General features: G+C 72.7%; 10 protein-coding genes and 3 tRNA genes. 10 read left to right on the top strand and 3 right to left on the bottom strand.

What is annotated here, in order from left to right; genetic code table 11:
• The first annotated feature begins 288 nt into the window (after nt 1-288).
• From ACFWGJ_RS28030 to ACFWGJ_RS28005, 6 genes are all read left to right on the top strand, one after another.
• Entirely contained in the window at nt 289-669 is a 381-nt protein-coding gene (locus tag ACFWGJ_RS28030) for a CU044_2847 family protein (protein ID WP_387329912.1), read from the top strand.
• On the top strand, nt 666-2,591 hold the full coding sequence (locus tag ACFWGJ_RS28025) for a trypsin-like peptidase domain-containing protein (protein ID WP_387329909.1): 1,926 nt from the start codon (nt 666-668) through the stop codon (nt 2,589-2,591). The genes ACFWGJ_RS28030 and ACFWGJ_RS28025 overlap by 4 nt, the downstream gene beginning before the upstream one ends.
• 61 nt (nt 2,592-2,652) lie before the next feature.
• The gene (locus ACFWGJ_RS28020; RefSeq protein ID WP_387329906.1) at nt 2,653-3,693 is read left to right on the top strand and encodes an AAA family ATPase; all 1,041 of its coding nucleotides are present in this window, start codon (nt 2,653-2,655) and stop codon (nt 3,691-3,693) included.
• A complete protein-coding gene (locus ACFWGJ_RS28015; protein ID WP_387329903.1) occupies nt 3,683-8,836 on the top strand; it encodes an SAV_2336 N-terminal domain-related protein in 5,154 nt (1,717 codons plus the stop codon). Before ACFWGJ_RS28020 ends, ACFWGJ_RS28015 begins: the two co-directional genes overlap by 11 nt.
• 202 nt (nt 8,837-9,038) lie before the next feature.
• Nucleotides 9,039-10,076, top strand: a complete 1,038-nt coding sequence (locus tag ACFWGJ_RS28010) for a rod shape-determining protein (RefSeq protein ID WP_387329900.1) — start codon at nt 9,039-9,041, stop codon at nt 10,074-10,076.
• Nucleotides 10,077-10,116: 40 nt separating this feature from the next.
• Nucleotides 10,117-11,721 carry a GAF domain-containing protein gene (locus ACFWGJ_RS28005; protein ID WP_387329897.1) on the top strand — a complete coding sequence of 535 codons (1,605 nt, stop codon included), beginning with the start codon at nt 10,117-10,119 and terminating at the stop codon, nt 11,719-11,721.
• Between the two features lie 397 nt (nt 11,722-12,118).
• Here the strand turns inward: ACFWGJ_RS28005 and ACFWGJ_RS28000 are convergent.
• The 3 genes from ACFWGJ_RS28000 to ACFWGJ_RS27990 all read right to left on the bottom strand — a co-directional run bounded on the left by ACFWGJ_RS28000 (nt 12,119) and on the right by ACFWGJ_RS27990 (nt 12,524).
• Nucleotides 12,119-12,195: transfer RNA gene (locus tag ACFWGJ_RS28000), tRNA-Ile, on the bottom strand.
• Nucleotides 12,196-12,372: 177 nt separating this feature from the next.
• A tRNA-Asn gene (locus ACFWGJ_RS27995) sits at nt 12,373-12,445 on the bottom strand.
• Nucleotides 12,446-12,451: 6 nt separating this feature from the next.
• Nucleotides 12,452-12,524 (bottom strand) — tRNA-Asn (locus ACFWGJ_RS27990).
• A gap of 161 nt (nt 12,525-12,685) precedes the next feature.
• Here ACFWGJ_RS27990 and ACFWGJ_RS27985 point away from each other — a divergent pair.
• The 4 genes from ACFWGJ_RS27985 (at nt 12,686) to ACFWGJ_RS27970 (ending at nt 18,466) form a co-directional block, all read left to right on the top strand.
• Nucleotides 12,686-12,994, top strand: coding sequence for a YtxH domain-containing protein (locus tag ACFWGJ_RS27985; protein ID WP_210882854.1), 309 nt, complete (start codon nt 12,686-12,688; stop codon nt 12,992-12,994).
• 176 nt (nt 12,995-13,170) lie between these two features.
• A complete protein-coding gene (locus ACFWGJ_RS27980) occupies nt 13,171-14,625 on the top strand; it encodes an FGGY family carbohydrate kinase (RefSeq protein WP_387329893.1) in 1,455 nt (484 codons plus the stop codon).
• A 179-nt stretch (nt 14,626-14,804) separates the two neighbouring features.
• Nucleotides 14,805-16,538, top strand: a complete 1,734-nt coding sequence (locus tag ACFWGJ_RS27975) for an ABC transporter ATP-binding protein (protein ID WP_387329890.1) — start codon at nt 14,805-14,807, stop codon at nt 16,536-16,538.
• The gene (locus ACFWGJ_RS27970; RefSeq protein ID WP_387329887.1) at nt 16,538-18,466 is read left to right on the top strand and encodes an ABC transporter ATP-binding protein; all 1,929 of its coding nucleotides are present in this window, start codon (nt 16,538-16,540) and stop codon (nt 18,464-18,466) included. Before ACFWGJ_RS27975 ends, ACFWGJ_RS27970 begins: the two co-directional genes overlap by 1 nt.
• Nucleotides 18,467-18,581: the final 115 nt, after the last annotated feature.

The following is an 18,581-nucleotide window of genomic DNA, read 5'->3' as shown; positions in this document are numbered from 1 at the left end:
CCAACCAGATCTACAAACAGACAATCCTACGCGAGCGCCACCCCGTGCCTGACGGAACCTCTGATCATCGGTGCCCCTCTTGTCGGCGCTGCTGCGGTGTCAGGGTGCTGCGAAGAGTGTCGGGGGGCCGGTGTTGCGGTGGTGCCGACGGAACCTGGCGGGAAGCTGCCCTGGCGGTTTTCCGCCACAGGAACGGTGAACGACCGGTGGAAACCGCGACAGCGGCAAGTACCGTCCGTGACAATGAAGGCGCTCACCAGTGACGGAGTACGGGGGTTGTACGGCGACATGGACGGATTAGTGGAGTTCAAGACCGACGACGGGGCCCTTGTGGTCGTCGAGGGAGCCGAGGACGAGTCGGGTTCCCGCCTGGTGGCACGGGGCGACGGAACGGTCGCCGCGGCCCGCACCTTCGAGGGCTCGCTGGAGGGGGTGCGGGCCGCCGCAGGGGCTGCGCTCCGCGTCTTCAGGGACGGTTCGCTGCAGCCCGACTCCGTGGAGATCGAGTTCGGCGTCAAACTCACCGCGGAGGCGGGCGCGTTGATCGCCAAGAGTGCCGTCGAGGGCCATCTCGTGGTCAAGCTCTCCTGGTCGCCCGAGCGGCCGGACGGCCTTGCGGAGGCCGCCCCCGCCTCCCCCGCCGCCCCGGGGACCACCCCGCGCCCATGAGCAGCGCTTCCTGGCACGCGAGAATCAGCTGCGGACGGGACACCGGTGCCGGTTTCCTCGTCACTGAGCAGCACGTTCTGACCTGCGCCCATGTCGTGGCGCGCAGTGACACCGAGGCGGTCGCGGTGTCCTTCGCGCACGGCGGCTACGAGCAGGTGTCCGCCCGGGTGGTCGCGCACGGCGGCTGGGACGGCCGCGAGAGCGACCCGGGCGATCTGGCCGTACTGGAACTGGACCGGCCGGTGCCGATGAAGCCCGCGGAGTTCGCGACGCCCACCGACGCGTACGGCGATCCCCCGCGTCGGCTCCTCGCGTACGGCTTCCCCAAGCGCTACGACGAGGGGACGCTCGCCGAGTACCGCGCCACCGCACAGCAGTTGATCGCCGGCGAGTGGGTCCAGCTGGAGTCGTGGGCCGCGCACGGGCAGCCGCTCGCGCCCGGGTTCAGCGGCGCCGCGGTGACCCTCGCGGACACCGGCCGGGTCGTCGGCATGGTCTCGGCGGCCGCCCGCAGCCCCGAGATCCGCAACGGCCGCATGCTCCCCGCCCACATCATGGCCCGCTACTGGCCCCGCCTGGCAGACCTCATCCCCACCCCGGCCCACGACCAGCACCAGAAGAAATCCCTGAGACACCTACTGGAACAACTGGAGCCTCCAGCAACCGCAGACCAGGCCGGGGCGCAGCCCCGCCTGTCAGGGGCGCGGGGAACTGCGCGACAAGCCCCCTCCGAACCCGCAGACGAAAACCAGGCAGGGGCGCAGCCCCGCCTTTCAGGGGCGCGGGGAACTGCGCGACCGGCCCCCACCGGCCCGCAGACGCACCACACCCACTCCCCGGAACGGCTGTACCAGGAGGCCGTGGGCCCCCTGGGCCCCCCACTCCCGCCCCACGGCTTCACCTCCCTCTGGGACGCCGCCTGGTACCTCCTCTCCGAGGTACAGGACCCGGAGGCGATCACCCGCTTCACCACCCGCCTCGCCGACTTCGTCGACGACACCCCCACCCGGACCGCCCTGCGTGCCTGGCCCTCCGCGCCCCGAGCGCGCTACCCGGACCCGGCCGGCCGGGCGAGGCCCGCGCAAGGGACCGCCCGCGACGCCGCGCACCCCTGGTCCCCGATCCTCGTGGAGATCGCCCCCAGCGGTTCCGGCGACGGAACCTTCCTCGTGGAGGTGTCCGCGTACAACGGAAGACACCGAAGAGTGGTGGGCTCGCGCCGCCTCCCCGTCGACCGCGTACGCCCCTACACCCTGGAGCGGATCGACGAGGCCTACCGCGAACTGGAACTGGGCGCACGCGAGCTGATCGCCTTCGTGCTGCCGCGCCGCTGGCTCAACACGGACGTCGCGCACTGGCAGCGCAGCGCGGACGACGACAGCCCGCTCGGTTCCTTCGCGCCGCTGGTCGTGATGGACCTGGAGCGCCGGCGCAGCGGCGGCCTGCAGCACAAGCTCCGGCAGAAGTGGCAGTACCTGGACGAGCGGCCGGCGGCCCGGCTGCACCGGATCGACTGCTGGTCGGTCGGCCAGGACCAGGTGAAGCTGACCATCGGGCTGCGCCGCGACGCCGACATGGTGGGTTTCGCGACGCCGCCGCGCGCGGACCGGGTCCGCCGGCTGTTCCAGGCGAGCCTGAACGCGGCGGTGCCGGTGATGCTGTGGCCGCGCACCGGCTGCCGGGGCGAGCACCGGTGCGGGGAGTCGGTGGACTGCCGGGGCTCGGAGTTCCTGGACCGCCTCGCCGCACATCTGGCGAACCTGCCGCCCCGCGAACTGCCGCGCCACATCCATGAGTTGCGTGAGACGGCGTACGCCTCCGACGCCCCGGAGCCGCACTGGGCGTACGACCTGGCCCTGCTGTGGGAGGACCCCGAATGCCTGCCTGACCCCGTCGGCTACCTGCACAACCCGGTCGGCTAGGGCGTGTGCGTCCCAGCCGGCCGAAGCCGCAACCGCACACCGGAACACGTACGGAGAGATCATGTCCCTGTGGCCCGTCTACACGGGTGCGAGCGAGCCCCACGACGGCATCGCCGAGCTGCCCGCGCCGCCGCCCTGGCGCGACTTCGACGGCGGTCCGGAGCTGGCGACGCCCGCCGAGGACGACGACGCCTCGGCGACGTCCCCGGACCGCCGGCACCGCGCCCGCACCTACCGCGCCACGGACCGCGCAGTGCAGCTCGTCAACGCGGCCCTCTATCTGCGCAGGCCCCTGCTGGTGACGGGCCCGCCGGGCAGCGGCAAGTCGAGCCTGGCGTACGCCGTCGCGAGGGAGCTGCGGCTCGGCCCGGTGCTCCGCTGGAACATCACCAGCCGCACCACGCTGCACGACGGGCTCTACCAGTACGACCCGCTGTCCCGCCTGTACGCGGCGGCGCGCGACGTCCGCCCAGGCGGCGAGGCCCCGTCCGACCCCGTCCTGCCGAAGGACAGCGAGCTGCAGGACCATCTGCGGCTCGGCCCGCTCGGCACGGCGCTGCTCCCGTACGGCCGGCCGCGCGCGCTGCTGATCGACGAGATCGACAAGAGCGACCTGGACCTGCCGAACGACCTCCTCAACATCCTGGAGGAGGGCCAGTACGAGATCCCCGAGCTGGTCCGCTCCGCCCGGCACACCCCGACGGCCGAGGTGATGATCGACGGCACGGACGAGCGGGTCGGGGTCTCGCGCGGCCGGGTCCGCTGCCGGGCCTTTCCCTTCGTGGTCCTCACCAGCAACGGCGAGCGCGAGTTCCCGCCCGCCTTCCTCCGCCGCTGTGTCCGCCTCGAACTCCACCAGCCCCGCGCCGCGCATCTGGAGCACATCGTCCGCGCCCACCTGGGCGAGCCCGACGCGTACGCCCGCGACCTGATCGAACGCTTCCTGTCCCGCGGGACCGAGGGCGAGCTGGCCACGGACCAACTGCTCAACGCGATCTACCTCACGGGTGTGGCGGGCCTCGACGCGTCGTCCCGCGACGAACTGGCCGAGCAGCTGATGCCGTATCTGAGCCGTTCGGCGGAGGAACCGGATGCGTTCTGACGCGGGCCCGGGCCCGGACGCGGACGAAGGCGGGAGCGCGGGCGCCGCGTTTCTCGCCGCCGTACTGGCCCGGGCGTCCGGCGCCCCGCACCCCACCGCGGTGGAACTGGCGGAACTCCTGTGGCTGGCGGCCCACATGCCACCGACCGATCCCACCACCCCGCCCACGCCCTCCCCCACGGCCGACCCGAGCCTTCCCGCCCCGTCCACCCCCACCCACCCAAGGGGCGCGGGGAACGGCGCGCCCAACCCCCACGAACCCGCACCCCACACCACCCCGGACCCGACGGAGTCACCGGACGCACCGGACCCCCGCATCCCCCTCCACCTGCCGGGCAAGCACACTCCCGCAGCCGCCCCGCAGGGCCCGCGCCGGGACGGACGCCCGGCGGAGGCCCCGCCTCCGAACGGCCCGTACACGTCCCTCCTGGCCCCCGCGCCCCCGATGCTCCCCCACCCCCTCAAGCTCCAGCGCGCCCTGCGCCCCCTCAAGCGGAGCGTCCCCGCGCCGGTCGGCCGGGAGCTGGACGAGGCGGCCACCGCCCACCGGATCGCCCGGCTCGGAGCCGCGCCCCAGTGGTGGCTGCCCGTACTGCGGCCCATGACCGAGCGATGGCTGACGCTGCACCTCGTGCACGACACCGGCCCGACGATGCCCGTCTGGCGCCCGCTCGTGCGCGAACTGCACGCGGCGCTGGTCCAGTCGGGCATCTTCCGCACGGTGGAACTGCACCGGCTGGAGGCCGACGGCACGGTACGCCGCCCCGGTTCGCAGGAGTCGTTCGCCGACGGCCGCACGGTCACGCTCCTCCTCAGCGACTGCATGGGCCCGCAGTGGCGGGACGGCCCGGCGGGCGCCCGCTGGTACGGCACACTGCGCCGCTGGTCGGCCCGGATGCCGGTCGCCCTGGTCCAGCCGCTGCCGGAACGCCTGTGGCGCACCACCGCGCTGCCGGCCACGACGGCGCGGATCGCCGCGCCGGGACCGGCGGCGCCCAACGCGGCCTACGACGTGGACGCGGACGCGCTGGAGGGCCTGCCACCCGGCGTCCTCCCCCTTCCCGTACTCGAAGCCTCCGCTCCCTGGCTGGCGAACTGGTCGTCACTGGTGGCGGTCGGCGGCCGACTGCCGGGCGCCGTGGGCCTGTTGGGCGCCGGGCCACCGCTCGCCCCGGTCGACGAGCGGGGCCGCAGCGATGTCGAGCGGCTGTCCCCGGAGGAGCTGCTGCTGCGGTTCCGCTCGCTCGCCTCGCCGGAGGCCTTCCGGCTGGCCGGTCATCTCGCCGTGGGGCCGGTGGAGTTGCCGGTCATGCGTCTGGTGCAGGCGGCGGTCGAGAAGAACCCGCGGCCGCAGCACCTGGCCGAGGTGATCCTCAGCGGCGCGCTGGTCGCGGTCCCGGGGGCGACCGGTTCGTACGTGTTCCGCCCGGGCGTACGGGAGCTGCTGCGCCGCACCCTGCCGCGCTCGGCGTACGGCCGGACCTCCGAACTCCTGGCCCGTATAGGCGCGTTGATCGACGAGCGGGCCGGTCTTTCGGCCGGCGAGTTCCGCGTGCTCGCCCCCGGTGGCGCGGGCACGGGCGCCGGGGGCGGGCCGGCGGCGGGCGAACCGTTCGCCGCGGTGCGGGAGGAGTCCGTACGGCGGATGGGCGGGCCGCCCCCGAAGGCCGGCGCGGGACCGGTGCTCGGCAGGTACCGGCCCGTACGCCGTCTGGGGCTGGGCAAGCGCGTCATGGAGGCCCAGGACACCCGGCGCGAGCGGCGGGTCGCGCTGCACCGGTACACCGTCGCGCCGAAGCGGCGGCAGGCGTTCCTTGAGGCCGCGCGGGCCCTCGCGGGCGTGGAGCATCCGAATGTGCCGGCCGTGTACGACTACGGCTTCGAGGACGGCACCGCGTATCTCGTCACGGAGTTCGTGGACGGAGTCACTCTGGCCGAACTCACGGCCCACGGCGGCTTCCGGCTGCCCTTCGCCCTGCTGGCACCGCTGGCCCGGCAGGTCGCGCAGGGCCTCGAAGCGCTGCACGCACGCGGTCTGGCGCACGGTGAACTCGCTCCCGGTCACCTGCTGTTCGCGCCGGACGGCACGGTCGTGATCGGTGGCTTCCCGCTGGGGCGGCCGGAGCGGCCCCGGGGCCTCGACGAGTCGCGGGACCTGCACGACTTCGGGCTCCTGCTGCGGGAGCTGGCCGGCGGCAGGGCAGCGGAGGATTTGCCCGGCATCCCCGCCGAGCACCGGCGGCGCTTCACCGACGCCTTCGGCCGGCTGCTCTCGCCGGACACGGAGACCCAGCACCGCGGCAAGGACCTCTTCCTGACCCCCGCCTTCGGGGCGGTGGTCGAGGCGGTCGCGGCGGACCGCCCCCGCTACCGGCTGCTCGGTCCCGTACGCATCGACCCGAACGGCCCCTCCCGGACCGTCCACTCCCCCGAGGAACAGGCCCTGCTCTGCCAGCTGCTCCTGCGCAACGGCAGGCCGGTGACCGACGGCGAACTGGCCGAGGGGCTGTGGGGACACCGCCCCCCGCAGCACCCCGAACGCCTCCTGGCCACGTACGCCGCCGCCCTGCGCGAGAGCCTTGGCCCCGGGCTCCTCGCCACCACCGCCGACGGCCACGCCCTGCACGCGGGACTCGGCACCGTCGACGTGGAGCGGTGCAAGGCGCTGGTCGCCGAGGCCGAGTCGCACCGGGAGAACGGGGACCTGACGGCGGCCCGCGAGGCCGTGCGGCACGCGCTCGGCCTCTGGTACGGCGATCCCCTCGACGGCGTCCCCGGCCCCGCCGCGCAGACGACCCGCGTCCGGCTGCGCGCCCTGCGCCTCACGCTCTGCGTCACCCGGGCCGAACTCGACCTGGAACTGGGCCGGTTCGAGGGCGCCGCCACCGACCTCGGCGAGCTGCTCCGCGAGCACCCCGAGCGCGAGGACTTCCGCCGCCTGCACATGCTCGCCCTCAAGGGCCAGGGCCGTGTCGCCGAGGCCATCGACTCGTACGAGGCGTACGAGGAGCTCCAGGCCCGGCAGTTCAGCGAGCCGAACCTCACCCTCCTTGAGCTGTACCGCGAGCTGCGGGCCACCCCCGACGACAACCGGCCGACCATCACGGTGGAGTTCACGGAATCCGGCGGCCACCGGGGAGCCCACGGCACGCTCTCCCACACCATCGCCTGGCTGCTCTCCCTGAGCGGACTGACCTCCGACCAGTACGACATGCAGGCCGTCGACAACGGCTACCTCGTCCTCGTCGCCCCCGGGGCATCCGTACTGAACGTGCTGAACGCGACCCTGCGCGATCTGCCGGACATACTCCTGGAGGTGCCGGACCCGCCCAGGATCCGGCTGACGTTCTGGCACACCGCGCACCCTCCCCGTACCGCCCCCGCACCCCCTTCCCCCGATCAGCCGGACATCGCCGTGGTCGTCTCCCCCGTCCTCTACGAGGAGCTGACGAGCGGTGACGTGCCGGTGGGCCCGGTCCACTTCCGGCCCGTGCCTCCCGGGGCGGGCGACGGGCCGCCCCTCGCCTGGTCCTGCCGCCTGGAGATCCCGGACCGCGTCCCGGACCCCGCGCCCGGGCGGCGCGACCTCGTGCGCGGCCCGTTCAGCACCCGCCGCCGCGTGTCGATCCCCCTCCCCGAGCCCGGGCGCACCGCCGTGGTGTTCCAGCCGCCCGACGGCGCGCTGGCCCTCTTCGACCCCGACGGGTTCGCCGGTACGCCCACGTCGGGGCCCCGCCTCACGTACTACGAGGTCGACCTCACCACGCGGCAGGCCGCCCACGAGCTGTCCCTGCCCAGCTCCGGCGGTGGTGCCTTCGCCGCGTCCGTCGAGCTGTCCTGGCACGTCGACGACCCGGTGGCCTTCGTGCACGGCGAGACCGCCAACGTCTCCGAACGCCTCCTGGACCACCTGCTCAGGGAGGCCCGCCGCATCACACGCCGCCACCCGCTCCGCCGCGCGGGCGCGGCACAGCACGCACTGCACAGCGGGCTGCGCAAGTGGCCGGTACCCGGCCTCTCGGTGGCGTGCTCGATCCGCCTCACCCCGGAGGGCGAACCGCACCCGCCCACGGCCCCGCGCCCGGACCCGCACCCCGCCCACCGACCGGAGGCCGAGCCTCCACCCGAAAACACGTCACCATCCGGGATCGCCCCTTTGCCCGAGCCGGCCTCCGCGGTCGAGACCGCCTCTCCACCCGGGACCGCCTCGCCACCCGAGACCGCCCCTGCACCCGAGATCGTCCCTCCGCCCGGGACCTCCTCCGCGTCCGAGACCGTTCGGCCGTCCGGGTCCGCCGGCCGATCCGGGAGTGCTCCGGAGGCGGAGTCCCCGCACCGGCCGGAGGCCACTCGGGACGCCGGGACCACCCCGTCCGCGCCCGCCCGGCAACCCGCACCCACCCGGCGGACCGCCACCCCGCGGCCGGACGACGCCGCCGCGGCCCTGATGGAGAGCCCTTGCGTGCTCCTCGGATTCGACGGGCCCCTCGTCCGGCTCTATACGAGTGACGCCGAGAAGCAGGCCACCAGGGAACTCGCCGCGCTCCTCGCCGAGCTGCGGGACCCAGGCGCCGCGCTGCGAGGCGAGCCGCTCTCCTCCCACGGCGGGCCCACGCAACCGCTGGAGGGGCGCTCCAACCCCCTCGACCTGCTGCGCACCTTCGCGGACCACCCGCTGGGAGCGGATCTGCGCCGGCGGCTCAACCGGATCGAGGAGCGGGCCGTGTCGACCGCGGCGCCCACCCCGTTCTCGGACGCCCTGATCACCACGCTCAGCTCGCTCGGGCGGCGTACCGCGGTCGTCGCGGACAACGCGCCCAGCGCGGTCTGGAAGTACCTGCACTCCCACGGCCGGCTGACCGGCCTGGTCAGCGGCGGGGTGCACGGCCGCGCGGACGACCTGACCCTGCTGATGCCGAACCCCGACAGCGTCCTGCGCGCCCTGGACCACCTCGGCGTACCGCCGAAGGACGCCGTACTGGTCGGCTCGTCGGTCGCCGAACTGACCGCGGCCCGGGAAGCAGGCCTGCGCTTCCTCGGCTACACCCGCTCCGAGGGGCACAGGCACCGCCTGGTCCGCGCGGGCTGCGAGGTGACGACGGCCTCATGGGCCCCGCTCCTGCGCTCCCTCCCCAACACCTGAGCCCTCTCGGGCGCCCGGCACACCCACCCGTCACCTGACGGCCCGTCCGCTGTCGGCCGTACGCCGTCCGCGAAGACCACCCGTCCAGCCGCACCCCGCCCGGCCCACCCCGAAAGGCGACACCCCGTCAGTTCCCGCACGATGCATGGGAGGACCGCCACCCGGTGGAGTCCCACGGTCTGTGCTCTCGGGAGGACCTGCCATGACCGCCAGCCTGGAGCAGTTGCGCCGCTGCCATTTCGCCGTCGACCTCGGCGCGGCGAGAACGCGCGTCTTCGTGAAGGGCGCCGGGCTGATCGTCGACCAGCCCAGCGTCGCCGCGGTGAACACGAGGACGGGCGCCCTGATCGCGGTCGGCGAGTTCGCCGAGAAGATGACGGGCCGTACCCCCCACTACATCCGTGTCGTACGCCCCGTCTCCGGCGGCACGGTCGTCGACATCGAGATGGCCCAGCGCATGCTGCGCCAGCTCCTCGGCGACAAGGTCCGCCGCACCCTGCGCCGCAGGCCCCGGCTGCGGGCCGCCGCCTGCACCCCGCACGACTCCGACCCGCTGGCCCAGCGGGCGACCGTGGAGACGCTCGTCGGTCTCGGCGCGCGCCGCGTCGAACTGGTCGACACGCTCATCGCCGCCGGCGTCGGCTGCGGGCTGCCCGTGGAACGCCCCGAGGCCACCATGATCATGGTGTGCGGGGCCGCCGCCACCCAGGTCGCCGTGCTGTCGCTGGGCTCGATCGTCACCGCCGAACGCATCCCCGTGGGCGGCGAGGCCATCGACCACGCGATCGTCCAGCACCTGCGCCACCACCACGAGTTGATGCTCCCCTCGCAGTCCGTACGCCCCCTGCAGCTCGCCCTGTCCGGGAACGGGCTCACCTCGCAGGGGCCCACGTCCACCGAGATCCACGGCCGGGACGTGGCCACGGGCCTCGCCCGTTCCGTACAGGTCGACACGGCCGCCGTGCGCGACGCCATCCAGACCCCGCTGACCGCCGTGCTCGACGGCATCGGCAAGGTGCTGCGCGTCTGCCCGCCGGATCTGGTGGCCGACCTCGTGGACCGCGGGATCATGATGGTCGGCGGCAGCGCGCTGCTGCCCGGCCTCGACCAGATGCTGCGGCAGGCGACGGGCATGCCGGTGCACATCGCCGAACGGCCCGACGTGTGCGCGGTCCTCGGTCTGGGCGCGATGCTGGAGGGCCGGATCGAGCCCCTGGTCCTGGACCCGACGGCCGGCTGATCGACCGCACGGACCCGCAGAGCCCTCCCTCACCGGTCCCATGACGGAACCCACGCCCACGAACCCCGCGGAGAACCCCTCCCAGGGGCTCCCCCGCCTGCCCCTCCCCCGTCTCCTCGAAGCCGTCCTCGGTGTCGGCAGCGATCTCGAACTGCGTGCCACGCTCCAGCGCATCGTGGAGAACGCGGCGGCGCTGACCGGCGCCCGGTACGCGGCGCTGGGCGTGCTCGCGCCCGGCGACAACGGCCTGGCGGAGTTCTGCACGGCCGGACTGCCGGAGGCCGGGCGGGCCCGCATCGGGCAGCCGCCCAGCGGACGCCGGGGCCTGCTCGGCGCGCTTCTCCACGAGGCCGCGCCGCTGCGGCTCACCGACCTGACCACCGACCCGCGCGCGTGCGGCATCCCGCCCGGCCATCCGGAGATGCACAGCTTCCTCGGCGTACCGCTGCTGGTGGAGGACGAGGTGTACGGCAGCCTCTACCTCACCGAGAAACGCGGCGGCCCCTTCACCGCCGAGGACGAGCAGCTGGCACGGCTGCTGGCCGCGCAGGCGGGCATCGCGATCGGCAACGCCCGGCTGTACGAGACGGCCCGTCAGCGGGAGCGCTGGATCGAGGGCGCGGCGGCGGTGACGACGGCGCTGCTCACCGGCGAGACGGCGGCCGACGCGCTGATGACGGTCGCCGAACGCGCCCGCGTGCTCGCCGACGCGTCGGCGGGGGTGATCCTCCAGCCCACGGACGAGGGCGGCATGGAGATCGTCACGGCGTCGGCGCCGGCCGGCCGGGACGGTCTGATCGGTACGACCATCGCGCCCGGCAGCGCGGTTCTGGAGCAACTCCTCGGGGGCGAGCCGGTGTTCCTGGACGACTCGGCGACCGATGCCCGTATGACGACCCCGGTACGGCACCGGTTCGGGCCGAGCATGATGCTGCCGCTGCAGGCCGGGGGCCGGCTCATCGGCACCCTCGCCCTGCCGCGCCGCCGCGGTGACACCCCGTACAGCCCGGCGGAGAAGCTGCTGGCCACGCAGTTCGCCTCGCAGGCCGCGCTGGCGCTGGTGCTGGCGGACGCGCGGCAGCGCCGGGAGCGGCTCGCGGTCTTCGAGGACCGCGACCGGATCGCCCGTGACCTGCACGACCTGGTCGTCCAGCGGCTCTTCGCCACGGGCATGATGCTGGAGTCCACACAGCGCCGCGCCGCCGCGGACGAGCGGGAGGCGCAGGTCCACGCGACGATCGGCCGGGCCCTCGACGAACTCCGGTCCACCGTCCAGGAGGTCCGTACGGCGATCTTCGCCCTGCAGCAGCCGCCCGCGGACGCCCCGACCAGCTTCAGGGGCAAGGTGCTCCGCGAGACGGCGGGCGCCGCGGCGGCTCTCGGCGTGCAGCCGTCGGTCCAGTTCACGGGGCCGGTCGACACCCGCGTCCCGGACGCGGTGGCGGGGCATCTCCTCGCGGCCCTGAGGACCGCCCTCGCGACGGCGTCACGCCGCGCCGGCACGACCCGTATCGCGGTCACGGTCGACGCGACGGTGAGCCTCGCGGACGGCCGCCCGGCAGTGCGCCTGACCGTCTCGGACAACGGCACCCCGGACAGCCCCGACGAGCGGGGCACCACGACGACGTGGCAGGCCCCTCTCTGACGGTCACGGCCCCGCAGGCCGTCACCGGTCACCGGTCGGGTGGAGACACAGCGCGCAAGGGGCCGCCGGAGCTACCGAGGCGGCTGCGGCTGCTTCCGCGGCTCCGGCTCCGGCTGCCCGCGGTGGGCCCGGCGCCCCCGCCACCGTCCGGGTCACCGTCCGCGCCACTGCTTTCGCCCGGAAGGGGCCGCGACAGGGCTCGGGGAAGGCCTTTTGATCAAGGTCGGGCGGGGGCTTCGCACGGCCCGCGGGATGAGGCGGCCTGGGCCGTTCGCGGGACGGGCCGACACTGCGGTGTCCTGTCTCACCCAAGCCGCGAGGAGGGTCCCTAGGACCCCTCAACTCGCCTGATCCTCCAGCGACGTTGCTGGTCAGATCGTTTCTCCACGCGTAGCGCTGGTGGGGCGGGTGGGACTCGAACCCACGGCCGGCGGATTATGAGTCCGCTGCTCTAACCGGCTGAGCTACCGCCCCATTACGGCGCGTCGCGCACAAGTGTGCGCGCCGTCTGCCGCAGCATAGCCGCTCATACGATCTCCTGCTTCGGATGGTCGACTTCGCCTGCCCTCTAGGACCTCACCTGGGACGCAGCGGTTCCCGCGGCCATGAAAAAGGACCCCGATGGGGTCCATGGGGTCCTCGTTCGCACTGCTCTCCCGACTGGACTCGAACCAGTAACCTGCCGGTTAACAGCCGGCTGCTCTGCCAATTGAGCTACGGAAGATCGAAGCTCCCCCGACTGGACTCGAACCAGTAACCTGCCGGTTAACAGCCGGCTGCTCTGCCAATTGAGCTACAGGGGATTGCCTCGTTTGCATCGAACGTAGCTCCCTGGGTATTCGCCAGAGGGCGTGCGCTCGCTGCGACACATACATTAGCGCAAGCAGGGGGGTGCTTCGCCAATCGGTAACCCGCCTGCGACCGACGCCGCCGCAAAGGACCGACTAAGAGGAAGGGTGGCCCCATGCGCTACCGGCTCACGTTCGTCGTCGGACTGGCTCTGGGATACGTGCTCGGCACACGCGCCGGGCGCGAGCGCTACGAGCAACTGAGGAAGACCGCCCGGCAGGTCTCGCAGAACCCGGCGGTGCGCAACACCGCCGAATCGGCGGCCCAGCAGGGCCGGCAGTTCGCCGGGAAGGCGTTCCACGTGGTGAGCGAGAAGGTCGGTGACCGGGTCCCCGACTCGGTCTCCGAGCGGGTCCGCTCCCTGCGCGACCGCAACGCGAACGGCACCCGCACAGAGGACGACTGGGGCACCAGCAACACCTAGCGGTACGTGTACGGACCAGGTCCGCCCCCACCGACCTCAGGGACGCGAGGCTGTGACATTTGCGGCTCCGCCGCGTGGGCGCGACCAGCCCCGACGGCGCCGCAGACGGAGAAGATCGGGCACCCCAACGCCGCCCACGGCCCGAGCCAGCGCAGCGATACGGCAGAATTTCCGCCATGGGGATAGTCGCCGGGCTGGACAGTTCGCCCGATTTCACACGCATCGTCGTCTGCGACGCGGACAGCGGGGCCGTACTCCGGCAGGGGTACGCCCCGCATCCGCTGGACGGCGCGGCGGAGGGCTCCCGGCCCTCGGACGTCGACCCGCAGGCCTGGCTGCTCTCCCTGGGCGAGGCCGCGGGCGGCGGGCTTCTGGAGGGCGTCCAGGCCATCGGTGTGTCCGCGCAGCAGAACGGGCTGGTCCCGGTGGACGGCCAGGGCAACACCGTCCGCCCCGCGATGGTCGGCGGGGACAAGCGGGCCCAGGTCGCCGCCGCCGACCTAGTCGACGCGCTCGGCGGCCGGGAGGCCTGGGCGCAGGCCGTGGGCTCCGTACCGCAGGCGGCCCAGCCCGTGACGAAGCTCCGGTGGCTCGCGAGGACCGAGCCCGAGGCGGCGGCGCGCACCGCGATGCTGTTCCAGACGCACGACTGGCTGGTGTGGCAGCTGCTCGGCAGGCCGGCCCGCCGGACCACCGACCGCGGCGGCGCCTCCAGCACCGGCTACTGGTCGGCGGCGACCGGCGCGTACCGGCCCGATCTGGTGGAGCTGGCGCTCGGCCACCAGGCCCTGCTGCCCGACGTGCTCGGGCCGTGGGAGGCCGCGGGGACCACTCCCGAGGGGCTGCTGATCTCGGCGGGTACGGGCGAGACGATGGCGGCGGCCTTCGGTCTGGGCATCGGCCTCGGGGACGCGGTGGTCTCGCTCGGCGCCTCCGGTTCCGTGATGGCCGTCCACCACGAGGCGCTGGTCGACTCCACGGGGATGATCACCTCGCTCGCGGACGCGACCGGCATGCATCTGCCGGTCGTCACCACGCTCAATGCCGTACGGGCCCTGCGCGGGGCCGCCGAGCTGCTGGGCGTGCCCGATCTTGAGGCGCTGTCCGACCTGGCGATGAAGTCGACGCCGGGCTCCCACGGGCTGGTCATGCTGCCGTATCTGGAGGGTGAGCGGACGCCCAATCTGCCGCACACGGCGGGGACCCTGGCCGGGCTGCGGCGCGAGTCGATGAAGCCCGAGCATCTGGCGCGGGCCGCCTTCGAGGGCATGCTGTGCGGGCTCGCCGACGCGCTCGACGTGCTGCGCAAGCGGGGCGTGGAGGTGCGGCGGATCTTCCTGCTCGGGCAGGCCGCGGAGCTGAGCGCGGTGCAGGCGTGCGCGCCCGCGCTGCTCGGTACGCAGATCGTGGTGCCGCAGCCCGCGGACTACGCGGCGATCGGCGCGGCCCGGCAGGCAGCCTGGGCGCTCGGTGTCCAGCAGGGCACGATCCAGCCGGGCCTGCCGCCGGTCTGGCAGGGCGCCGCCGCGCAGGTCCTGGAGCCGGGCGAGGAGCTGGCGGTGGGGCAGGCGGTACGGCAGCAGTACGTGTCGGTGCGCAACCAGACACACCCGGGCGCCTTCCGGTCCTGAAGGGGCCACCGGTGACGCGGTGGCGCAGGGCGTCTCGGGTGGCCTACGACTTCGGACCGACACCCTCTCCGCTCTTGGCCCTCTCTTGGGTTAATCAGTTGAGGTAACACGGGGGGAGTGTCCGACGATGGGGGCCAAGGGCAACCAACCGCCCCGCCGCCGACCCCGAGAGACCCAGCGTGCTCATAAGACTTCTGCGTACCTATCTCACCCCGTACAAGAAACCCATCGGCCTGCTCGTCCTGCTGCAGTTCCTGCAGACCTGCGCCACGCTCTTCCTGCCGACCCTGAACGCCGACATCATCGACAACGGTGTCGTGAAGGGCGACACGGGTTACATCCTGTCCTTCGGCGCCCTGATGATCGGCATCTCGCTGGCCCAGGTCGTCTGCAACATCGGCGCCGTCTACTACGGCGCCCGTACGGCCTCCGCGGTCGGCCGGGACCTGCGGGCCGCCGTCTTCGACCGGGTGCAGTCGTTCTCCGCGCGCGAGCTGGGCCATTTCGGGGCGCCGTCCCTGATCACCCGTACGACGAACGACGTCCAGCAGGTGCAGATGCTGGCCCTGATGACGTTCACGCTGCTGGTGTCGGCGCCCATCATGTGCGTGGGCGGCATCGTGCTGGCGCTCGGCCTGGACGTGCCCCTGTCCGGGGTGCTCCTCGCGGTGGTGCCGGTGCTCGGGATCTCGGTCAGTCTCATCGTGCGCAGGCTGCGGCCGCTGTTCCGCACGATGCAAGTGCGGCTGGACACGGTGAACCGGGTGCTGCGCGAGCAGATCACCGGCAACCGCGTCATCCGTGCCTTCGTGCGCGACGGGTACGAGGAGGAGCGTTTCCGGAAGGCGAACACCGACCTCACCGAGGTGTCGCTGGGGACCGGGCGGATGCTGGCGCTGATGTTCCCCATCGTCATGACGGTGGTGAACGTCTCGTCGATCGCGGTGGTGTGGTTCGGCGCCCACCGCATCGACAGCGGCGGGATGCAGATCGGCGCGCTGACCGCGTTCCTCGCCTATCTGATGCAGATCGTGATGTCCGTGATGATGGCCACCTTCATGTTCATGATGGTGCCGCGCGCGGAGGTGTGCGCCGAGCGCATCCAGGAGGTCCTGGAGACCTCCAGCAGTGTGGTCCCGCCGAAGGCGCCCGTCCTTGAGCTGCGGCGGCACGGCCATCTGGAGCTGCGCGGGGCCGGGTTCCGGTATCCGGGCGCCGAGGAGCCGGTGCTGAAGGCCGTCGACCTGGTGGCGCTGCCCGGCGAGACGACCGCCGTGATCGGTTCGACGGGCAGCGGCAAGTCGACCCTCCTGGGCCTGGTCCCCCGGCTGTTCGACGCCACCGACGGGCAGGTGCTGGTGGACGGCGTCGACGTCCGCACGGTCGAACCGCGGCTGCTGGCGCGCACGGTGAGCCTCGTACCGCAGAAGCCGTACCTGTTCGCGGGGACGGTGGCCACCAACCTGCGGTACGGGAATCCGGACGCGACGGACGAGGAGCTGTGGCACGCGCTGGAGGTGGCGCAGGCCAAGGGGTTCGTGGAAGGCCTGGAGAACGGGCTCGACGCCACGATCGCGCAGGGCGGCACGAACGTGTCCGGCGGTCAGCGGCAGCGGCTCGCCATCGCCCGGACCCTCGTACAGCGCCCCGAGATCTACCTCTTCGACGACTCGTTCTCCGCGCTCGACTACGCCACGGACGCGGCGCTGCGTGCCGCGCTCGCGCGGGAGACCGCCGAGGCGACCGTCGTGATCGTCGCCCAGCGGGTGTCGACCATCCGCGACGCCGACCGGATCGTGGTCCTCGACGAGGGCCGGGTCGTCGGGACCGGCCGCCATCACGAACTGATGGCCGACAACGAGACCTATCGGGAGATCGTGCTCTCGCAGCTGACGGAAGCGGAGGCAGCCTGATGGCCGGGCCCATGGGGCGCATGATGGCCGGGTCGGGACCCGACCATCACTCGATGGATTTCAAGGGATCCGGCAAACGGCTGCTGGCACAGTTCAAGCCGCAGCGCGCCACGCTGTACGTGATGCTCGCGGCCGTGGTCTGCAGTGTGGGCCTGTCGGTCCTGGGTCCGAAGATCCTGGGGCGGGCCACCGACCTGGTCTTCGCCGGCGTCGTCGGACGGGAGCTGCCCGCCGGGCAGTCGAAGGCCGAAGTCCTCGCGGCGATGCGCGAGCGCGGCGACGGCGGGATGGCCGACATGCTCTCGGGCACGGACTTCACCCCGGGCCAGGGCATCGACTTCGACGCGGTCGGCGAGGTCCTGGGGATCGCGCTGGTGGCGTTCCTGCTGGCCGGCCTGCTGATGGCGATGGCGACACGGCTGGTGAACCGGGCCGTCAACCTGACGATGTACAAGATGCGCGAGGACGTGCAGACCAAGCTGTCGCGGCTGCCGCTCTCCTACTTCGACAAGCGCCAGCGCGGTGAGGTCCTCAGCCGCGCCACGAACGACATCGACAACATAGGGCAGACCCTCCAGCAGTCGATGGGCCAGCTCGTGAACTCGCTGCTGACCATCGTCGGCGTGCTGATCATGATGTTCTACGTCTCCTGGCTGCTCGCGCTCGTCGCGCTGATCACCGTGCCGCTGTCGTTCGTCGTCGCGACCCGGGTCGGCAAGCGGTCGCAGCCGCACTTCGTGCAGCAGTGGCGCACCACCGGCAAGCTCAACGCGCACATCGAGGAGATGTACACCGGCCACACCCTGGTGAAGGTCTTCGGACGGCAGGACGAGTCGGCGGCCCAGTTCGCCGAGGAGAACGACAAGCTGTACGAGGCCGGGTTCCGGGCGCAGTTCAACAGCGGGGTCATGCAGCCGCTGATGATGTTCGTGTCGAACCTGAACTATGTGCTGGTGGCGGTGGTGGGCGGGCTGCGCGTCGCGTCCGGCTCGCTGTCCATCGGTGACGTACAGGCCTTCATCCAGTACTCCCGGCAGTTCTCCATGCCGCTCACCCAGGTCGCCTCCATGGCGAACCTCGTGCAGTCCGGGGTCGCCTCGGCGGAACGGATCTTCGAGCTCCTGGACGCCGAGGAGCAGGAGGCCGACCCGGTGACCGGGGCGCGGCCGAAGGAACTGCGGGGCCGGGTCGCCCTGGAGGGGGTCTCCTTCCGGTACGACCCGGAGAAGCCGCTCATCGAGGACCTGTCCCTGTCGGTGGAGCCGGGCCACACGGTCGCGATCGTGGGGCCCACGGGCGCCGGCAAGACGACCCTGGTGAACCTGCTGATGCGCTTCTACGAGACCACCGGCGGCCGGATCACCCTCGACGGCGTCGACATCGCCACGATGTCCCGTGACGAACTGCGGGCCGGTATCGGCATGGTGCTGCAGGACACCTGGCTGTTCGGCGGCACGATCGCGGACAACATCGCGTACGGGGCCTCGCGCGAGGTCACCCGCGGGGAGGTCGAGGAGGCGGCCCGGGCGGCCCACGCGGACCGGTTCGTACGGACGCTGCCCGACGGGTACGACACCGTCATCGACGACGAGGGGTCCGGGGTCAGCGCCGGTGAGAAGCAGCTCATCACGATCGCTCGGGCGTTCCTGTCCGATCCGGTGATCCTCGTGCTCGACGAGGCGACGAGTTCCGTGGACACGCGGACCGAGGTGCTCATCCAGAAGGCGATGGCGAAGCTCGCGCACGGGCGTACGTCGTTCGTCATCGCTCACCGTCTGTCGACGATTCGCGATGCCGACACGATTCTCGTCATGGAGGACGGGGCGATCGTGGAGCAGGGCGCTCACGCGGACCTGCTGGCGGCGGGGGGTGCGTACGCGCGCCTGTACAAGGCGCAGTTCGCGCAGGCGGCGGTGGAGGTGGACTGAGGGGCTTTTTCCGCCCCCGCCGCCCCTACCCGTTCCCGTCCACGCATGGGGGCTCCGCCCCCTCGCCCCCTTTGTCCTCAAACGCCGGACGGGCTGGTTCTCAGCCTCTCCGGCG

It is taken from the genome of Streptomyces sp. NPDC060205 (assembly GCF_042728395.1).
In the GTDB taxonomy this organism is placed as follows: Bacteria; Actinomycetota; Actinomycetes; order Streptomycetales; family Streptomycetaceae; genus Streptomyces.
The sequence above is the reverse complement of the archived record's forward strand: the minus strand, read 5'-3'. Positions and strand labels throughout refer to the sequence as shown.

Bases quoted from the DNA above. Each gene is read 5' to 3' on its own strand.
- ACFWGJ_RS28030 (WP_387329912.1), top strand. From the start codon at position 289: ATGGACGGATTAGTGGAGTTCAAGACCGACGACGGGGCCCTTGTGGTC.
- ACFWGJ_RS28005 (WP_387329897.1), top strand. From the start codon at position 10,117: ATGACGGAACCCACGCCCACGAACCCCGCGGAGAACCCCTCCCAGGGG.
- ACFWGJ_RS28020 (WP_387329906.1), top strand. From the start codon at position 2,653: ATGTCCCTGTGGCCCGTCTACACGGGTGCGAGCGAGCCCCACGACGGC.
- ACFWGJ_RS27970 (WP_387329887.1), top strand. From the start codon at position 16,538: ATGGCCGGGCCCATGGGGCGCATGATGGCCGGGTCGGGACCCGACCAT.
- ACFWGJ_RS27985 (WP_210882854.1), top strand. From the start codon at position 12,686: ATGCGCTACCGGCTCACGTTCGTCGTCGGACTGGCTCTGGGATACGTG.
- ACFWGJ_RS28025 (WP_387329909.1), top strand. From the start codon at position 666: ATGAGCAGCGCTTCCTGGCACGCGAGAATCAGCTGCGGACGGGACACC.
- ACFWGJ_RS28015 (WP_387329903.1), top strand. From the start codon at position 3,683: ATGCGTTCTGACGCGGGCCCGGGCCCGGACGCGGACGAAGGCGGGAGC.
- ACFWGJ_RS28010 (WP_387329900.1), top strand. From the start codon at position 9,039: ATGACCGCCAGCCTGGAGCAGTTGCGCCGCTGCCATTTCGCCGTCGAC.
- ACFWGJ_RS27980 (WP_387329893.1), top strand. From the start codon at position 13,171: ATGGGGATAGTCGCCGGGCTGGACAGTTCGCCCGATTTCACACGCATC.